Genomic DNA, 18741 nt, shown 5'->3' with positions numbered 1-18741 from the left:
GTTTGAAACAGAGAATAATAACAGCACTAATTTTAGCTCCCCTGGTTATTTTAGGCATTTTTAAATTACCGCTAATGGGCTTTATTGCCGCTTTAACTGCAATAACGCTATTAGGTTTTTGGGAGTGGACTCAGTTTACAGGAAGCAACTCTCGCATTGCTGCCCTTGTGCCGGCAATCATTATTACCGGACTTAGTTTTCTATACATCTCGCCTGATGCATATAGCCTCAATCACTTAACGACACCTCATTATGTCGTCTTGGGTATTGGTTTTGTTTGGTGGATTATTGCTAGCTTAATGGCGATTACTTACCCCAAAACGACGAAATCTTGGCAAAGTAATTTTGTTTTACGTCATGTATTTGGTTTTCTGACATTAATCCCATTCCTTTGGAGTGTGATTATTCTCAGAGCGTATGACATCACTGTAGATCCATACCACGGCGCAAAGCTTGTGTTGTACGTTTGTTTCTTGGTATGGGCTGCAGATAGCGGCGCCTACTTTGCAGGCAAAAGCTTAGGCAAACGTAAGATGGCTCCTCATGTAAGCCCCAATAAAACCATTGAAGGGCTAATTGGTGGCATTATCACGGCATTAATCGTAGCGTGGGCATTTGCTGATTGGTTCGATATCCAGTTCACTAGCCCTGTCCATATGGTGCTGATTACGCTGGTTACTGTCGTTATTTCAGTGCTTGGTGATCTGGTTGAAAGTATGTTCAAACGTGTCTCAGGCATTAAAGACAGCAGTAACATTATCCCAGGGCACGGTGGTGTGCTAGATCGTATCGACAGCCTAACCGCAGCATTCCCAGTTTTTGCTCTTCTTTACTACGTATTCTAATTTATCAGGAGCGGCGTCGTCGCTCCTGAGCTTTCTAACGGTCTTACAACATGCAAAAGTTAACGATTCTTGGTGCTACTGGATCAATTGGTGCAAGCACGCTTAAAGTGGTCGAACAAAACCCAGATCTGTTTTCTGTCGTTGCCTTAGCGGCAAGCACTAACGTTGAAAAGATGATCGGTCTATGTCGTCAGTGGCAACCTAAGTATGCGGTCATGGCAGATAAAGCTGCGGCATCTCAACTTCAAGCTGAGCTACACTCGGTTTCGCCAGGTACCGAAGTGCTAGGTGGTGTTGATGCGCTATGCCATATTGCTTCGCTGGACGAGGTCGACAGTGTAATGGCTGCTATTGTTGGAGCAGCTGGCTTATTGCCTACCATGGCTGCCGTGAAAGCAGGTAAGCGAGTCTTGTTGGCAAATAAAGAAGCACTTGTAATGTCAGGCCAGCTATTTATTGATGCTGTAGAAGAATTTGGCGCAGAGCTACTTCCCGTCGACAGTGAACACAACGCCATTTTTCAATGTTTACCACAGCAAGTACAAACCAATCTAGGTCGTTGCAATTTACAAGAACATGGCATTTCTCATATTTTGTTGACTGGATCTGGTGGTCCTTTCCGTTACACTGACATCGCAGAACTGGAGCAGGTGACACCCGCGCAGGCGATTGCTCATCCAAACTGGTCGATGGGGCCAAAAATTTCTGTTGACTCTGCCACGATGATGAATAAAGGCCTTGAGTATATCGAAGCTAAGTGGCTATTTAATGCTGCTCGCGAACAACTGAAGGTGGTTATTCATCCTCAATCGGTAATTCATTCTATGGTTCAGTATCGTGATGGTTCGGTCTTGGCACAAATGGGAGAAGCGGATATGGCGACGCCAATTGCGCTCACCATGTCATACCCGTCAAGAGTGGAAGCTGGGGTTAAGCCGCTAGACTTCACGAAAGTTGGTGAGCTGACGTTTTTGCAGCCTGATTTTGCTCGTTACCCATGTTTAAAACTCGCAATTGATGCCTGTTATGAAGGTCAACACGCAACAACAGCATTGAATGCAGCTAATGAAGTCGCTGTTGATGCATTTTTAAATAACAGACTAGGTTTTACCGATATTGCTCGCATCAATGAGTCTGTGTTGAATAAAATCAACGCAAGCTGCAAAGCTGAGAATGCGAATAGCTTGGAAAGCTTGCTCGAGCTAGATAGAATGGCACGAACTATTGCCCTAGAAACCATACGCGAGCGTAGCTGATGACTGGTATATTGTGGAATCTCATTTCTTTTATCGTCGCACTGGGCATTCTTGTTGCCGTGCACGAATTTGGGCACTTTTGGGTTGCTCGCCGTTGCGGCGTTAAAGTTGAAAAGTTTTCAATCGGTTTCGGCAAGTCTATTTGGAGTAAAGTAGGCAAAGACGGAACGGAGTACAGCATCTCAATGATCCCTCTCGGCGGCTATGTGAAAATGGTTGATAGCCGTGTCGATGAGGTGCCAGAACATGAGAAGCACCTAGCGTTTGATAAGAAGCCGTTATGGAAGCGAACCTCTATTGTTGCGGCTGGCCCCATCTTTAATTTTCTTTTCGCAATTTTTGCCTATTGGCTGGTATTTCTAATTGGTATCCCGGCTGTTAAGCCTGTAATTGGTGAAGTTACGCCCAATTCGATTGTTGCGGAAGCTGGAATTGAATCTGGAATGGAACTTAAATCGATATCTGGTATCAAAACTCCGGATTGGGAATCAGTAAATATGGGATTGATTTCTCATATTGGCGATGATTTGATGACGGTAACACTAACGTCAGCGAATGAAGTTGGTTCAGAAGTAACGAAAACGCTCGATTTACGTGAGTGGAAGTTCGACCCAGAAACTCAGTCAGCGATGCAGTCGTTAGGTTTTGCTCCGTATACACCGGAGGTGTATCGAGTTATCGAGCAGGTCTCGCAAGGTGGAGCGGCGGAAAAAGCCGGTGTGCTTCCAGGTGATGAGGTTGTCGCAATTGGTCAACAACGCGTAACCGAATGGAAGCAAGTGGTTGAAGCGGTTCGTTCTAATCCTGATACACCGCTTGAATTGACGGTGTTACGTCAGGGTTATGAGCAAACATTGACGCTGACGCCCGGTAGCCGTGAGCTAGCTAACAAAGAAGTCGTTGGTTTTGCAGGTATTGCACCTAAAGTCGCAGAATGGCCAGAAAGTTATCGCTTCGATCTTCAGTTTGGTGTATTCGAGTCAATAGGTAAAGCAGTAGACAAAACTGGCCAAGTCATTGGTTTGACAATCAGCATGCTTAAGAAGCTGATTGTTGGAGACGTTGGTCTGAATAATCTGAGTGGACCAATATCAATAGCCAAAGGCGCAGGCGCGACAGCAGATTATGGTTTGGTCTACTTTTTAGGTTTTCTCGCTCTAATTAGTGTTAACCTAGGTATTATTAATCTCGTTCCTTTACCAATGTTGGATGGCGGTCATTTGTTGTTTTTTGCAATTGAAGCAGTCATTCGACGTCCTGTTCCTGAGAAAGTGCAGGAAATGGGCTTTAGAATTGGTGGTGCGATCATCTTCTCGCTCATGGCGTTAGCGCTATTTAATGATTTTACTCGTCTGTGATAGTTCAGAGACAAAAGCAGTAGCAAGGAATAATTAGAACAAGTATGGCGATTAAGCGAATTCTATTTGCAAGTTTACTGGCGACCAGTGTATCTGCAAATGGAGCAGAGAACTTCGTAGTTCAAGATATTGAAATCGATGGATTGCAGCGTGTAGCACTGGGTGCTGCATTGTTGAAAATGCCTGTACGTGTCGGTGATACCATTGGCCAAGGCGATGTTGCAGAAATTATCCGCGCCCTGTATGCATCTGGTAACTTTGAAGATGTGAAAGTGTTGCGTGACGGTGGTGTTCTGATGGTTCAAGTCAAAGAACGTCCTACCATTGCAAGCATCTCTTTTTCAGGTAACAAAGCAATCAAGGACGAGCAGCTACAAGAAAACCTGAACGCGTCTGGCGTTCGTGAAGGTGAAGCGCTTGACCGCACCACGCTAAGCAACATTGAAAAAGGCTTAGAAGACTTTTACTACAGCGTAGGTAAATACAACGCAACAGTAAAAGCGGTGGTTACTCCACTACCACGTAATCGTTCTGATCTTAAGTTTGTCTTTACTGAAGGTGTGTCGGCAAAAATTCAGCAAATCAACTTTATCGGTAATGAAGTGTTCAGTGATGAAGAGCTGCTTTCGCGCTTTAACTTAAATGTTGATGTGCCGTGGTGGAATTTCCTTTCTGATGAAAAGTATCAAAAGCAAGTTCTTGCAGGTGATATTGAAGCACTCAAATCATTCTACCTAGATCGTGGTTACTTAAAATTTAACGTTGATTCGACACAAGTTGCAATCTCTCCTGACAAGAAAGGGGTATACATTACTCTTGGTCTAGAAGAGGGCGAGGTTTACACCGTTAAGAACGTGAAGTTCCGTGGTGATTTGATTGGCGAGAAAGCGACGTTCGAAAGACTTGTGCCATTTGAAGACAATGAGACATACAACGGCTCGTTGGTTACTTCAATGGAAGAAGGGATTAAGCGTGTGCTTGGTGAGTCTGGTTATGCTTATCCTCAAGTGAATACCATTCCAGAGTTTGACGACGAGAATCAAGAAGTTTCTTTGGTCGTTAACGTAGACCCGGGTAACCGAATTTATGTTCGTGATATTCGCTTCACGGGTAATAACTCAACCAAAGATGAAGTCCTTCGTCGTGAAATGCGTCAGATGGAAGGCAGTTGGTTGAACTCGAAATCGATTGAAACGGGTAAAACTCGTCTAAATCGTTTGGGCTACTTTGAAAATGTTGAAGTACAGACGGTTCGAGTTCCTGGTAGTGATGATCAAGTTGACCTAGTTTACTCTGTCAAAGAAGCAAACTCTGGTAGTGTTAACTTCGGTGTTGGCTACGGTACAGAATCGGGTGTGAGCTTCCAGGTTGGCCTGCAACAAGATAACTTTATTGGTAGTGGTAACCGTGTTGGTATCAACGCGATGATGAATGACTACCAGAAAAACATCAGTCTAGATTACCGTGATCCGTACTGGAACTTAGACGGTGTAAGCTTGGGTGGTAAGGTTTTCTATAACGAATTTGAAGCTAAAGAAGCCAATATCGTTGACTATACCAACGAAAGCTATGGCGCGAGCTTAACGTGGGGCTTCCCATTCGATGAGTTGAACCGTTTTGAATTCGGTGTCGGTTATACGCACAACAAGATCGGTAACTTATCGCCTTACTTGCAGGTAGAGCAGTTCTTACGAGCACAAGCAGACAACATTGATTCTAGTGGAGCGTTGAACACAAACGACTTCGACTTCAATATCTCTTGGACACGTAATAACTTAAACCGTGGCTATTTCCCTACGGCAGGTAACCATCAGCGTGCATTCTATAAAATGACCGTACCTGGCTCTGACGTTCAATACTTCAAAATGCAGTACGATGTTCGCCAGTATGTGCCATTGACTAAAAAGCACGAGTTTACCCTCTTGTTCCGTGGCCGCTTAGGTTACGGTAATGGTTACGGTCAGACGGATGGTAACGATAACTTGTTCCCATTCTACGAAAACTACTACGCAGGTGGCTTTACATCGCTTCGTGGCTTTGGCTCAAACTCTGTTGGTCCTAAAGCGGTTTACCGTGATACATCTGGTTCAAACAATGGCGCAGATACAGCAACAGATGACTCTGTTGGTGGTAACGCCGTAGCGCTAGCAAGTGTTGAGTTGATTGTCCCAACACCATTTGCATCAGAAGAAGTACAAAACCAAATTCGTACCAGTATCTTCTTTGATATGGCAAGTGTTTGGGATACGGAGTTTGACTACCGCGATTCAGGTGCGGAATATGGTGACCGTTACTACTACGATTACTCAGATCCAACCAACTACCGCTCTTCTTACGGTGCGGCGTTGCAGTGGATGTCTCCAATGGGGCCACTAGTCTTCTCACTAGCGAAACCAATTAAGAAATTTGATGGCGATGATGAAGAGTTCTTCACATTCACTATCGGTAGAACTTTCTAAAGAGGAAAATATTTTGAATAAAATGATCAAAGCGGCTGGGATTGGTCTTCTTGTACTGAGCTCTTCAATGTTTGCAAATGCGGCAGAAGCTGCACAGAAAATTGCTTACGTAAATACAGCTCAAGTTTTTCAAGCTCTTCCTCAACGTGAAGTTGTACTACAAAAAATGCAGAAAGACTTCAAAAGCAAAGCTGATGAACTGAAGTCAATCCAAGCACAAGCTAAAACAAAGATTGAGAAGCTACAACGTGACGGCGAGCTTTTGGGTCAAGACGAAGTTGAAAAGCTACGTATCGATATCGCGAAGCTAGACAGCGAGTACAAAGTGAAAGCACAAGCACTTGAAAAAGCAAGTGCGCGTCGTGAAGCTGAAGAAAAAGCGAAGCTTTTCAAAACGATTCAAGATGCAGTTAAGAAAGTCGCAGACAAAAATGGTTACGATCTTGTGATTGATATCTCTGCTTTGCAGTACGGCAAGCCAGAATACAATATCTCTGAAGACGTAATTAAAGCTCTAAAATAAGAAGTTATGAAGACATTAACATTAGCCGAATTGGCGACAATTACCGGGGGTGAGCTGTTTGGTGACGAGTCTCTCGTTGTAAGCCGTGTTGCCCCAATGGATAAAGCACAAGAAGGTGACGTAACCTTCTTGTCTAACCCAAAATACGCAAAACACCTTTCTGAGTGCCAAGCTACCGTTGTTATGGTAAAGGCTGAGCATAAAGATCAATGCGTTGGAAATGCGCTAGTGGTTTCAGACCCTTATGTCGCATTTGCTCGTGTGGTCCAAGCGATGGATACCACACCAAAACCGGCAGACGATATTGCACCAAGTGCTGTGATTGCCGCTGACGTTAAGATGGGTGAGAACGTTACAATCGGCGCTAACGCTGTGATTGAAACGGGCGTGGAACTCGGCGACAACGTAAGTGTTGGTGCTGGTTGTTTTATCGGTAAGAACGCCAAGCTAGGGAATAACACCAAGCTTTGGGCTAATGTCACTATCTACCATGAAGTGTCATTGGGTGATGACTGTCTCGTTCAATCGGGTACCGTCATTGGCTCTGATGGCTTCGGTTACGCGAATGACAAAGGCGAGTGGATTAAAATTCCTCAGCTTGGTTCAGTGCGTATCGGTAACCGCGTTGAGATTGGTGCTTGTACTACGATTGACCGCGGTGCACTCGAAGATACTATCATTGAAGACAATGTCATTCTGGATAACCAACTTCAAATCGCGCACAACGTGCAGATCGGATATGGTACCGTGATGCCTGGTGGTACTATTGTCGCGGGCAGTACAAAAATTGGTAAGTACTGCCAGATTGGCGGCGCGTCTGTTCTGAATGGCCATATCACTATCGCAGATGGTGTGGCGATTACAGGTATGGGCATGGTAATGCGCAGTATCGAAGAAAAAGGCCTTTACTCATCAGGTATCCCACTACAAACGAACAGAGAGTGGCGTAAGACCGCAACTCGAGTTCACCGTATTGATGAGATGAATAAGCGCCTAAAAGCGGTTGAAAAACAGCTGGAACAGAAAGAAGAAATTTAGAACAAGTTATCTTTCGCTCTGTATTTAACACGAAGGCTAACAAGCTCTAGTTCCATATTCTGTAAGAAGACTCGCGAAATGCGGGTCTTTTTCTTCTATAATGACGCGCTCTAAGTAGATTTAACTCCAAGATGGTGCGTATTTTGCTAGTATATTGCAAAGCGATTCGGCTTTACGACCTGTTGCCACGTTTGCCATCTTGGCGGCAAAAAATTGATATAGGAAGACGACTTTGACTACTGAAAAGAAAACGATGAACATCTCTGAAATTCAAGAGCTACTACCTCATCGCTACCCATTCTTATTGATCGACCGAGTGATAGACTTCCAAGAAGAGAAGTACCTTCACGCGATTAAAAACGTGTCGGTTAACGAACCTCAGTTCACAGGTCACTTTCCTCAACTACCAGTATTCCCAGGTGTTTTGATTTTAGAAGCAATGGCTCAGGCAACAGGCTTACTTGCATTTAAATCATTTGGTGCACCAACAGAAAACGAACTGTACTACTTTGCAAGCGTAGACGGCGCGAAATTCCGTAAACCAGTGGTTCCGGGCGACCAATTGGTTATTGAGGTAGAATTTCTGAAAGAACGTCGCGGCATTGCTGCATTTAGCGGTGTAGCAAAAGTTGACGGCGAAGTGGTATGTTCTGCAGAACTGAAGTGTGCTCGTCGAGAGTTTTAATATGATTCATGAAACCGCTAAAATCCACCCGGCAGCGGTGGTAGAAGAGGGCGCCAAAATTGGTGCTAACGTAACAGTAGGTCCTTTTACGTACATCACCTCTACGGTTGAAATTGGTGAAGGCACAGAAGTGATGTCTCACGTTGTGATCAAAGGTCACACAACTATTGGCAAAGATAACCGTATTTTCCCACATGCTGTCATTGGTGAAGAAAACCAAGACAAAAAATACGGTGGTGAAGACACAACTGTGGTTATCGGTGATCGTAACGTCATTCGTGAAGCGGTCCAAGTTCACCGCGGCACAGTGCAAGACAAAGCAACCACGATCATTGGTGATGACAACTTATTGTGTGTGAATGCACACGTTGCGCATGATGTTGTTATTGGTAACCACACTCATATCGGTAATAATTCTATTCTTGGTGGTCACGTTACTGTTGATGATTATGCCGGTGTGATGGCACTGTCTGCGATTCATCCGTTTTGTACAGTGGGCGCTTACGCGTACATTGGCGGCTGTTCAGCAGTGGTGCAAGATGTCCCAGCTTACGTACTCGCGCAAGGTAACCACGCCACACCTTTCGGCTTGAACCTTGTTGGCTTGAAGCGTAATGGCTTTGAGAAACCAGAGATTCGTGCGCTACAAAAAGCGTATAAAGAAATCTACCGTTCAGGTAAGACGCTAGAAGAAGTGAAGCCTATTCTAGCTGAAATGGCTCAAGAGTGGCCAGCAGTGAAGCGTTTCTCAGATATTCTGGAAACGACGGAACGTGGCATTATTCGTTAATTGGCGAATGAACCAATAAATAAAAAGATCGTGACCGAATTTGAGGTTACGATCTTTTTGTGTTTTATGGATAAGGCAAACCGTTATCCATAGCGCACAGGAAAAATAGCGAAGTAGATATGGAAAGACCATTACGTATTGGCATCATTGCCGGAGAATTGTCTGGCGATACGCTAGGTGAAGGCTTTATCAAAGCAGTAAAGCAGCAATATCCAGACGCAGAGTTCGTAGGCATTGGCGGTCCGAAAATGATAGCCCAAGGTTGCGAGTCTCTGTTTGATATGGAAGAGCTTGCGGTGATGGGATTAGTCGAGGTTTTAGGCCGCTTACCGAGACTTCTTAAAGTGAAAGCTGAGCTCGTTCAGTATTTTACTCAGAATCCGCCTGATGTTTTCATAGGGATCGATGCTCCTGACTTCAACTTACGCTTGGAGCTTGACCTCAAGCAAGCGGGCATTAAAACCGTTCATTACGTGAGTCCGTCTGTTTGGGCTTGGCGTCAGAAGCGCATCTTTAAAATAGAAGCGGCAACGAACTTGGTGCTAGCATTTCTTCCGTTTGAGAAAGCGTTCTACGACAAATTTAATGTACCTTGCGAGTTCATTGGTCATACCTTGGCTGATGCCATCCCACTAGAATCAGAACAAGCGCCTGCACGTGAGTTGCTTGGTTTAGAACAAGATAAAAAGTGGCTTGCTGTCCTGCCAGGCAGTCGTGGTAGCGAGTTAAAAATGCTCTCAGAGCCATTTATTGAAACCTGCAAGTTACTCCATAAAAAATTTCCAGAACTGGGGTTTGTTGTCGCGCTTGTTAATCAAAAACGCCGTGAGCAGTTTGAACAAGCCTGGAAAGCGCTCGCGCCAGAGTTGGACTTCAAGTTAGTTGATGATACCGCACGCAACGTCATCACCGCATCCGATGCTGTGATGTTGGCCTCCGGTACCGTAGCGTTGGAGTGTATGCTTCTCAAGCGTCCAATGGTGGTGGGTTATCGTGTGAATGCATTTACTGCTTTCTTAGCTAAACGTCTATTGAAAACGAAGTATGTGTCATTGCCGAATATCTTGGCGGATGATGAGCTCGTCAAAGAATATCTACAAGATGAGTGCACACCGGACAATTTGTTTACTGAGGTTTCTCGCTTATTGGAAAGCGACAATAAACCGATGTTAGATAAATTTACGGAAATGCATCATTGGATTCGTAAAGATGCGGACCAACAAGCCGCAAACGCAGTTCTAAAACTGATTGAGAAATAGAGATTTATCATGGCTGTTAAACCAAAAGCGACCAAAACCAAAGTTGAACTCCCTCCGTTTGAATATCCGCAAGGTTATCAGCTTGTGGCCGGAGTCGACGAGGTCGGACGTGGCCCTTTGGTGGGAGACGTCGTCACCGCTGCGGTTATCCTTGATCCTAACAATCCTATTGAAGGGTTGAACGATTCGAAAAAATTGACCGAAAAGAAACGCATGGCGTTGCTTCCTGAAATCAAAGAAAAAGCATTGGCGTGGGCGGTCGGGCGTTGTTCTCCTGAAGAAATCGATCAACTGAATATTTTGCAGGCGACTATGGTTGCGATGCAGCGTGCAGTGGCGGGGTTACAGGTTCAACCTGATTTGGTGTTGATTGATGGTAACCGTTGTCCGGAGCTGCCAATGGATGCTCAAGCTGTAGTAAAAGGCGATCTACGTGTTGCCGAAATCAGTGCGGCTTCCATTATTGCCAAAGTCGTGCGTGACCAAGAGATGGAAGAGTTGGATAAACTTCATCCACAATTTGGCTTCGCGAAGCACAAAGGTTACCCAACTAAAGCGCACTTTGAAGCGATTGAGCAACACGGAGTGATCAGTGAACACCGCAAGAGTTTCAAGCCAGTAAAAAAAGCGTTAGGCATAGAATAATCAAACGATCTAATTGGTGTTATAAACCCAACCTCTTTAGGTTAGAATCCCCAACAAAATAGAGTTACACGGTACCTGTTAATGTCAGATCCCAAATTCATCCACCTGCGTGTTCATAGTGACTTCTCGATGGTGGATGGCCTCAACAAAGTTCCGCCAATCGTAAAGAAAGTTGCTGAGCTCGGTATGCCCGCAATGGCGTTGACCGACTTTACCAACCTATGTGGTTTGGTGAAGTTTTACGGTACGGCGCATGGCAGTGGTGTTAAACCGATCATCGGTGCTGACTTTAAAATGCAGTCGGACGAGTTTGGTGAAGAGCTGACTCAAGTGACTTTGCTTGCGGCGGATAATGTGGGTTATAAGAACCTGACGTTATTGATATCAAAAGCGTACTTACGTGGACATGTTCAACACCACCCTGTGATTGATAAAGCCTGGTTGGCTGAAATGTCTGAAGGCTTGATTGTATTATCCGGCGGTAAAAGCGGGGAAATTGGTCGCGGCCTTTTGAAAGGCAACCGTCAAATAGTGCAGGGGTGTGTTGATTTTTATAAACAGCATTTTCCAGATCGCTTTTATCTTGAGCTACTTCGTACCGGTCGTCCAGATGAAGAAACTTATCTTCACTTTGCGGTTGAATTGGCAGAGCAGCAAGACTTGCCAGTAGTGGCGACTAATGAAGTTGTATTCCTGAGTCCAGACCTATTTGATGCTCATGAAATACGCGTAGCGATTCACGATGGTTACACATTAGAAGATCCGCGTAGGCCAAAAAACTACAGTCCGCAGCAATATCTTCGTACAGAAGAAGAAATGTGTGAGCTGTTTGCTGATATTCCTGAAGCGTTAGAAAACAGTGTCGAGATAGCGAAGCGTTGTAACGTGACTGTGCGCTTAGGTGAGTACTTCCTACCAGCTTTCCCAACCGAAGGGATGAAAGAGACTGAGTTCCTAGTCATGAAATCCCGAGAGGGGTTGGAAGAGCGTTTAGAGTTCCTATTTCCAGATGAGGAAGAGAGAAAACGTCGCCGCCCTGAATATGATGAACGTCTTCAGATAGAGCTAGATGTTATCAACCAAATGGGATTTCCTGGTTACTTCTTGATCGTAATGGAGTTCATCCAGTGGTCAAAAGATAATGGAATTCCTGTCGGTCCTGGACGTGGTTCCGGTGCTGGTTCTTTGGTGGCTTACGCACTAAAAATCACCGATCTGGATCCACTAGAATATGACTTGCTGTTCGAACGTTTCTTGAACCCAGAACGTGTTTCGATGCCCGATTTCGACGTCGATTTCTGTATGGATAAACGTGACCAGGTTATTGACCACGTTGCGGAAATGTACGGTCGCGACGCGGTATCTCAGATCATCACGTTTGGTACCATGGCGGCAAAAGCGGTAATCCGTGACGTTGGCCGCGTATTGGGCCACCCATTTGGTTTTGTTGATCGTATTTCAAAGCTGATCCCGCCCGATCCAGGCATGACGCTAGATAAAGCGTTTAAAGCTGAACCTGCACTACCTGAATTGTATGAGGCCGATGAGGAAGTTAAAGAACTCATCGACATGTGTCATATTTTGGAAGGCTGTACGCGAAACGCCGGTAAACACGCTGGTGGTGTTGTAATTTCACCTACAACAATTACCGATTTTGCGCCAATTTATGCAGACGCTGAAGGTCACTTCCCGGTTACTCAATTTGATAAAAACGATGTTGAGACCGCTGGCCTAGTTAAGTTTGACTTCTTGGGTTTACGTACCTTAACCATTATTGACTGGGCGTTAGGGCTGATTAACCCACGTCTAGAGCGAGAAGGTAAAGAACCGGTTCAAATTGAATCCATACCGTTAGAAGACCCTGCCTCTTTCCGTTTGTTGCAAAACTCTGAAACGACAGCAGTATTCCAGCTTGAATCTCGAGGCATGAAAGAGCTGATCAAACGACTTCAGCCAGACTGTTTCGAAGACATCATCGCATTGGTAGCACTCTTCCGTCCGGGTCCTTTGCAATCGGGCATGGTAGATAACTTTATCGACCGTAAACATGGTCGAGAAGCGATCTCTTATCCAGATGAAAAGTGGCAACACGAGTCGCTAAAAGAGACGCTTGATCCAACCTACGGCATCATCCTGTACCAAGAGCAGGTAATGCAGATTGCGCAGATCTTAGCAGGTTACACGCTAGGTGGTGCGGACATGCTTCGTCGTGCAATGGGTAAGAAAAAGCCAGAAGAGATGGCAAAACAACGTGCTATCTTTGAAGAAGGTGCGATAAAGAACGGTATCGATGGCGAGTTGGCGATGAAAATCTTCGACTTGGTAGAAAAGTTCGCCGGTTATGGTTTTAACAAATCGCACTCTGCTGCTTATGCATTGGTTTCTTATCAAACTCTTTGGCTGAAAACACATTATCCTGCCGAATTTATGGCTGCGGTAATGACAGCCGATATGGATAACACGGAAAAAGTCGTTGGCTTGGTCGATGAGTGTTTCCGTATGAAGCTCACCGTGCTGCCACCAGACATCAACTCTGGCCTATATCGCTTTAATGTTGATGAAAATGGCGCAATTGTTTACGGTATTGGTGCGATAAAAGGGGTAGGTGAGGGTCCTATCGATGCGATTCTTGAGGCGAGAAATAAAGGTGGTCACTTTAAAGACCTATTTGATTTCTGTGCTCGAGTTGATCTAAAACGCGTCAATAAACGAGTGATAGAGAAGCTGATTTACGCGGGCGCGTTGGATCGACTAGGCCCACACCGTGCGGCGATGATGGCGTCACTCAATGATGCGGTAAAAGCAGCAAGTCAACATCACCAAGCTGAGGCGTTTGGTCAAACGGATATGTTTGGTGTGCTAACGGATGCACCTGAAGAAGTAGAGCATAAGTATACGCAGGTTCCGCCTTGGCCAGAAAAAGTGTGGTTAGAGGGCGAGCGTGATACCCTAGGTCTATATTTGACAGGGCACCCAATTAACGCCTACGTAAAGGAACTAAACAAATACACCAGTTGTCGACTAAAAGACGCAACGCCCACTCGCCGCGACCAATCTGTCACGGTGGCAGGTCTGGTTATTGCAGCTCGTGTAATGACGACTAAGCGTGGTACACGAATTGGCATTATGACACTGGATGACCGAAGTGGTCGCATGGAAGTGATGTTGTTCTCAGATGCACTGGATCGATACGCTGAACTTCTCGAAAAAGACAGAATTTTGGTCGTTTCTGGACAGGTCAGCTTTGATGACTTCAACGGTGGCCTTAAAATGTCGGCGCGTGAAGTTATGGATCTCGGCAGTGCGCGCGAGAAATACGCTCGTGGTTTGTCGGTATCGATAGATGCAACTCAGATCAACGATCAGTTTTTTGAGCAGTTCAGCCGTATTTTAGAACCGCACAAAGCCGGAACCGTACCCGTCAATGTATACTACCAGCGTGCCGACGCCAGAGCGCGGTTAACATTGGGCACCGAGTGGCGAGTAACGCCAAGTGATACATTACTCGACGATTTAAAACAGTTACTTGGCAAAAGCCAGGTAGAACTCGAATTTAACTAAAAATTCAGCGCAATATGTTAGACGCTGAGTAAACAAGGATTCATAGATGAGCCTAAACTTTCTTGAATTTGAAAAGCCAATTGCAGAACTAGAAGCGAAAATTGAAGCACTACGTGATGTCTCTCGTCACGGTGGTGATTCTGCGATTGACCTGGATAAAGAAATCGAACAGCTTGAGAAGAAAAGCTTAGAGCTGAAGAAAAAAACCTTCAGTGACCTAGGTGCATGGGAAACAGCTCAACTGGCTCGTCACCCACTACGTCCTTACACGCTGGATTACATCCAACACGCTTTTGAGGAGTTTGATGAATTAGCGGGTGACCGCGCGTTTGCAGACGACAAAGCGATTGTGGGTGGCATGGCTCGCCTTGAAGGCCGCCCTGTGATGATCATTGGTCACCAAAAAGGTCGTGAGACCAAAGAAAAGGTGAAACGTAACTTTGGTATGCCGAAACCAGAAGGCTACCGTAAGGCTCTACGCTTGATGGAAATGGCAGAGCGTTTCAACATGCCGATTATCACATTTATTGACACGGCTGGCGCGTATCCAGGTGTGGGCGCAGAAGAGCGTGGTCAATCTGAAGCTATCGCGAAAAACCTAAAAGTGATGTCTGGTCTTAAAGTGCCAGTAATCTGTAACGTTGTTGGTGAAGGCGGTTCTGGTGGTGCACTAGCAATCGGTGTAGGCGACTACGTGAACATGCTTCAGTACTCTACGTACTCAGTAATTTCTCCTGAGGGTTGTGCTTCAATCTTATGGCGTGATTCAGACAAAGCGCCACAAGCGGCAGAGGCAATGGGTCTAACTGCTCCGCGTCTTAAAGAGCTTGAACTGATCGACGAAATCATTGAAGAGCCACTAGGCGGCGCTCATCGAGATCATGTTCAAATGGCAGCGAATATGAAAGCGACACTACTTCGTCAGCTAGAAGATCTAGAACAACTGGATGAAGAGACGCTACGTGAGCGTCGTTACCAGCGTCTAATGAGCTACGGTTACTGTTAATTTCGGTGATTGCTATTAAGCGTTAGCTGATATCTCAAGTGATAACAGTTAAAATAGAAAGGGTTGGATGAGAGTCCAGCCCTTTTTTTGTACCTATCGGATCGCTTATGGAATCGCTTTACCCGCATTTTGCTCAAGTTCTCGGCCGCTACTATCAATTAGGCACTAAGGTTGTCTTGGCGTTTAGCGGAGGAGTGGATTCACGTCTTTTACTCGAATTACTCAGTCGCTACCAACAAGCGCACTCTGTAGAGTGTCACGCTGTGTATGTGCACCATGGTTTAAGCTCGAATGCCGATAATTGGGCCGATAAATGCTTACTTTGGGCACAACAAGTGGGGATATCGTGCTCGATCGAGCGAGTGAGCTTAGACATCAGCAATGGTGAAAGTATTGAACTTCTTGCTCGTGAAGCTCGCTACCAAGCCTTAACTAAGTACATTCAAGAAGGCGATATACTGTTGACTGGTCAACATGCCGACGATCAAATAGAGACTTTTCTCCTTGCTCTTAAGCGCGGTAGCGGGCCTAAAGGGTTATCTTCGATGGCGGAGAGTATGCCGTTTTCTTGCGGATCTCTAGTTCGACCATTGCTTACTATCAAGCGGAAGACCATCGAAGAAGCCGCTACTAAATTAGGCTTGGAGTGGGTGGAAGACGAAAGCAATCAAGATACCCGTTATGATCGTAACTTTCTTCGTCATTGTGTTATTCCTGAATTGTCTGGTCGCTGGCCGAGTATCCATCAAGCGGTTCAGCGCAGTGCAAGTTTATGTGCTCAACAAGAAGCGCTATTGGATGAACTATTGAGCGCGGTGTTTGAGCGCGCTTTACAAACGGATCTAAGTTTGAGTATTGAAGAACTGGCTAAGCACAGTGGATTAGCGCGTGCGCGCTTGATTCGTATGTGGCTGGCTAAGCTTAATACTAGTATGCCGACTCAGGTACAACTCAATCTTATCTGGAATGAAGTCGCATTAGCTCAGCAAGATGCCAACCCCAAACTACAACTTAAACAAGGTGAAGTGCGCCGTTTTCGAAATCGTCTCTATTGGGTAACGGAAACGGCTGATGTCACTAAGTGGCAAAGTACGATTCAAGTTGATGCGACTTTGTCGCTGCCTGAGGGACTCGGGGAGCTGACCTTAACGACGAGTTCTAGTAACGCAACGATTGCGCTACCGAGTCAGCCAGAATTGCTTCGCGTGACCTTCAATCCGGAAGGTTTATCAGCGCATCCAACCACGCGTAATCACAGTCGAAAACTGAAGAAGTTATTCCAAGAATACAATGTGCCAAGCTGGCTGCGTCGTCAAATTCCGATTTTAATGTACCAAGACCGAGTCGTTGCTGTGGCAGATCTGTTCGTTGATCAGGCGTTTAATGGTCAAGATTGTGAACTTATTTGGCGCAGGTAATGAAAATTCATGCCACAATGTCGATTATAATATATAAAAATCCTTAAATAATAATTGATTAGGTGAAGCAATGAAGAAAACAATCATGGGCGCAATGGTGGCGCTAACCATATTCAGTGGGCAAGCTCTAGCTGCGGGAGATGCTGCAGCAGGTCAAGCAAAGTCGGGAGTATGCGCGGCGTGTCATGGCGCTGATGGTATTGCTGTCATTCCGGGTTACCCAAATCTGAAAGGGCAAAATGAGCAATATATTATCAGTTCAATTAAAGCTTATAAAAATAAAGAGCGAACAGGTGGGCTTGCTGCTGTGATGCAAGCTCAAGCTTCATTGTTGTCTGATGAAGACATCGCTAACCTAGCGGCTTACTACGCAAGTTTGAAGTAAACGCGAGTCTGAAGTAAAGCTTGGATGATTGGGCATTGAGCTGTCCTCATTGGGTTTTATCAACTCACGATATTCGCTATGTTAATTTGCTCAATCTGGATTTTCGCTGGTGGATCAGAGACAAACATTGAATGTTGCGAAACGCTAAACGATAATAAGCGCAATCGATTGAAGCTTAAGGGATGAACATGAAAAAAATTGAAGCGATTATCAAGCCATTTAAACTGGATGATGTTCGAGAAGCACTAGCTGAAGTTGGCATTACAGGGATGACCGTCTCTGAAGTGAAAGGTTTTGGTCGCCAAAAAGGTCACACAGAGCTTTATCGTGGTGCAGAGTATATGGTGGACTTTCTACCTAAAGTGAAGCTCGAAATCGTTGTAACGGAAGATGTGGCTGATAAATGCGTAGAGACAATCATTGAAACCGCGCAAACTGGTAAGATTGGTGATGGTAAAATATTCGTCACTGATATTGAGCGTGTGGTTCGTATTCGTACTGGTGAAGAAGACGAAGACGCGATCTAAGGTTTCTTGTCACCTGTTTCGTATTTATTATGCTAAAAGGGAGCCAAGTGGCTCCTTTTTTGTTGTTTGCTTATTAGTGAAATCATTTAACCCGAGATTGGTTGTTCTAGATTTCGGGTGCCTACATTCAGGTTTGTCGTATGTTTAAGCGTTTTTTTCTGGCGTTAGCTTTTCTTATTATGGCGGTATTGGTCGGCTTCCAGGTTATTTTCACCGTACCAGATCAGCCGCAAATCATTACTCAAACAGGCTCAGAGTTGACGCAGGATATTAGGTGTATCGAATTTAGCGGCTCAAAAGCTCTGGATCAGGGCGGTGAAATCAATGTACTTGTCTGGAATATCTACAAACAGAACCGAACGAATTGGCAAAGTGCACTCAATGAATTCTCTGCTGATAAGCAGCTGCTGTTATTGCAAGAAGCCAGCATGACACCATCATTTAAACAGTGGTTGGTGGATGGTCGCTGGGTTAGTAATCAAGTGAGTGCTTTTAAGGCGCTGGGTAGCGGTGCCGGTGTAATTAGTATTGCTCAAGGGCAACCAGAAAAAGCCTGCGCTTACACCTCTAAAGAGCCGTGGCTTCGCTTACCTAAGTCTGCATTATATAGCCAGTATCACTTGAGTAATGGCGAGAAACTCGCAGTGGTGAATGTACATGCGATTAACTTCACCGTAGGTACAAAAGAGTATATATCTCAGTTAACGGCGCTTGAAATGCTTTTAAAGCATCATGTGGGGCCAATTCTATTTGCTGGAGACTTCAATAGCTGGAGTAAATCTCGCGTTAATGCGATGAGGCAGGCCTTAAAGGCTGCGGACTTACAAGAGGTGACGTTCTTGCCGGATCATCGAGTCCAATTTATAACAGGGTTACCACTGGACCATGTGTTTTACCGAGGTCTGACGCTTAAGTACGCAAAAGCGCCGCAGAGCGACGCTTCCGATCATAACCCATTGTTATTGTCATTTACGTTAAATGACTAG

General features: G+C 45.2%; 16 protein-coding genes. All 16 read left to right on the top strand.

What is annotated here, in order from left to right; genetic code table 11:
• Window positions 1-2: 2 nt before the first annotated feature.
• The 16 genes from R7Q46_RS07015 to R7Q46_RS06940 all read left to right on the top strand — a co-directional run bounded on the left by R7Q46_RS07015 (window position 3) and on the right by R7Q46_RS06940 (window position 18741).
• Window positions 3-845, top strand: coding sequence for a phosphatidate cytidylyltransferase (locus R7Q46_RS07015; protein ID WP_005385351.1), 843 nt, complete (start codon window positions 3-5; stop codon window positions 843-845).
• Between the two features lie 50 nt (window positions 846-895).
• On the top strand, window positions 896-2101 hold the full coding sequence (gene ispC / locus R7Q46_RS07010) for a 1-deoxy-D-xylulose-5-phosphate reductoisomerase (RefSeq protein ID WP_005385353.1): 1206 nt from the start codon (window positions 896-898) through the stop codon (window positions 2099-2101).
• The gene (gene rseP, locus R7Q46_RS07005; RefSeq protein ID WP_005380334.1) at window positions 2101-3459 is read left to right on the top strand and encodes a sigma E protease regulator RseP; all 1359 of its coding nucleotides are present in this window, start codon (window positions 2101-2103) and stop codon (window positions 3457-3459) included. The genes ispC and rseP overlap by 1 nt, the downstream gene beginning before the upstream one ends.
• A 44-nt stretch (window positions 3460-3503) precedes the next feature.
• Window positions 3504-5918, top strand: coding sequence for an outer membrane protein assembly factor BamA (gene bamA / locus R7Q46_RS07000; RefSeq protein WP_213871631.1), 2415 nt, complete (start codon window positions 3504-3506; stop codon window positions 5916-5918).
• A 13-nt stretch (window positions 5919-5931) separates the two neighbouring features.
• Window positions 5932-6441, top strand: coding sequence for an OmpH family outer membrane protein (locus R7Q46_RS06995; RefSeq protein WP_005391804.1), 510 nt, complete (start codon window positions 5932-5934; stop codon window positions 6439-6441).
• Between the two features lie 6 nt (window positions 6442-6447).
• Entirely contained in the window at window positions 6448-7479 is a 1032-nt protein-coding gene (lpxD, locus tag R7Q46_RS06990) for a UDP-3-O-(3-hydroxymyristoyl)glucosamine N-acyltransferase (RefSeq protein ID WP_005380347.1), read from the top strand.
• A gap of 232 nt (window positions 7480-7711) precedes the next feature.
• Window positions 7712-8164 (top strand): 3-hydroxyacyl-ACP dehydratase FabZ, encoded by a 453-nt coding sequence (fabZ, locus tag R7Q46_RS06985; RefSeq protein WP_005380349.1) that lies wholly within the window; start codon window positions 7712-7714, stop codon window positions 8162-8164.
• Window position 8165: 1 nt separating this feature from the next.
• Complete coding sequence (lpxA, locus tag R7Q46_RS06980) at window positions 8166-8954, top strand: acyl-ACP--UDP-N-acetylglucosamine O-acyltransferase (protein WP_005380357.1); 789 nt, start codon at window positions 8166-8168, stop codon at window positions 8952-8954.
• A 119-nt stretch (window positions 8955-9073) separates the two neighbouring features.
• Window positions 9074-10213, top strand: coding sequence for a lipid-A-disaccharide synthase (gene lpxB / locus R7Q46_RS06975; protein ID WP_065274758.1), 1140 nt, complete (start codon window positions 9074-9076; stop codon window positions 10211-10213).
• Between the two features lie 9 nt (window positions 10214-10222).
• A complete protein-coding gene (gene rnhB, locus R7Q46_RS06970; RefSeq protein WP_005380361.1) occupies window positions 10223-10858 on the top strand; it encodes a ribonuclease HII in 636 nt (211 codons plus the stop codon).
• 81 nt (window positions 10859-10939) lie between these two features.
• Window positions 10940-14419, top strand: coding sequence for a DNA polymerase III subunit alpha (gene dnaE, locus R7Q46_RS06965; RefSeq protein ID WP_006741668.1), 3480 nt, complete (start codon window positions 10940-10942; stop codon window positions 14417-14419).
• 46 nt (window positions 14420-14465) lie between these two features.
• Complete coding sequence (gene accA, locus R7Q46_RS06960) at window positions 14466-15425, top strand: acetyl-CoA carboxylase carboxyl transferase subunit alpha (protein WP_005380365.1); 960 nt, start codon at window positions 14466-14468, stop codon at window positions 15423-15425.
• 107 nt (window positions 15426-15532) lie between these two features.
• Window positions 15533-16843, top strand: coding sequence for a tRNA lysidine(34) synthetase TilS (tilS, locus tag R7Q46_RS06955; RefSeq protein ID WP_213871630.1), 1311 nt, complete (start codon window positions 15533-15535; stop codon window positions 16841-16843).
• 70 nt (window positions 16844-16913) lie between these two features.
• Window positions 16914-17228, top strand: a complete 315-nt coding sequence (locus R7Q46_RS06950; protein WP_213871629.1) for a c-type cytochrome — start codon at window positions 16914-16916, stop codon at window positions 17226-17228.
• Window positions 17229-17416: 188 nt separating this feature from the next.
• Window positions 17417-17755, top strand: coding sequence for a nitrogen regulatory protein P-II (glnB, locus tag R7Q46_RS06945; protein WP_005380372.1), 339 nt, complete (start codon window positions 17417-17419; stop codon window positions 17753-17755).
• Between the two features lie 140 nt (window positions 17756-17895).
• Window positions 17896-18741, top strand: a complete 846-nt coding sequence (locus R7Q46_RS06940) for an endonuclease/exonuclease/phosphatase family protein (RefSeq protein ID WP_213867012.1) — start codon at window positions 17896-17898, stop codon at window positions 18739-18741.

Source organism: Vibrio sp. 811 (genome assembly GCF_033339195.1).
The sequence above is the reverse complement of the archived record's forward strand: the minus strand, read 5'-3'. Positions and strand labels throughout refer to the sequence as shown.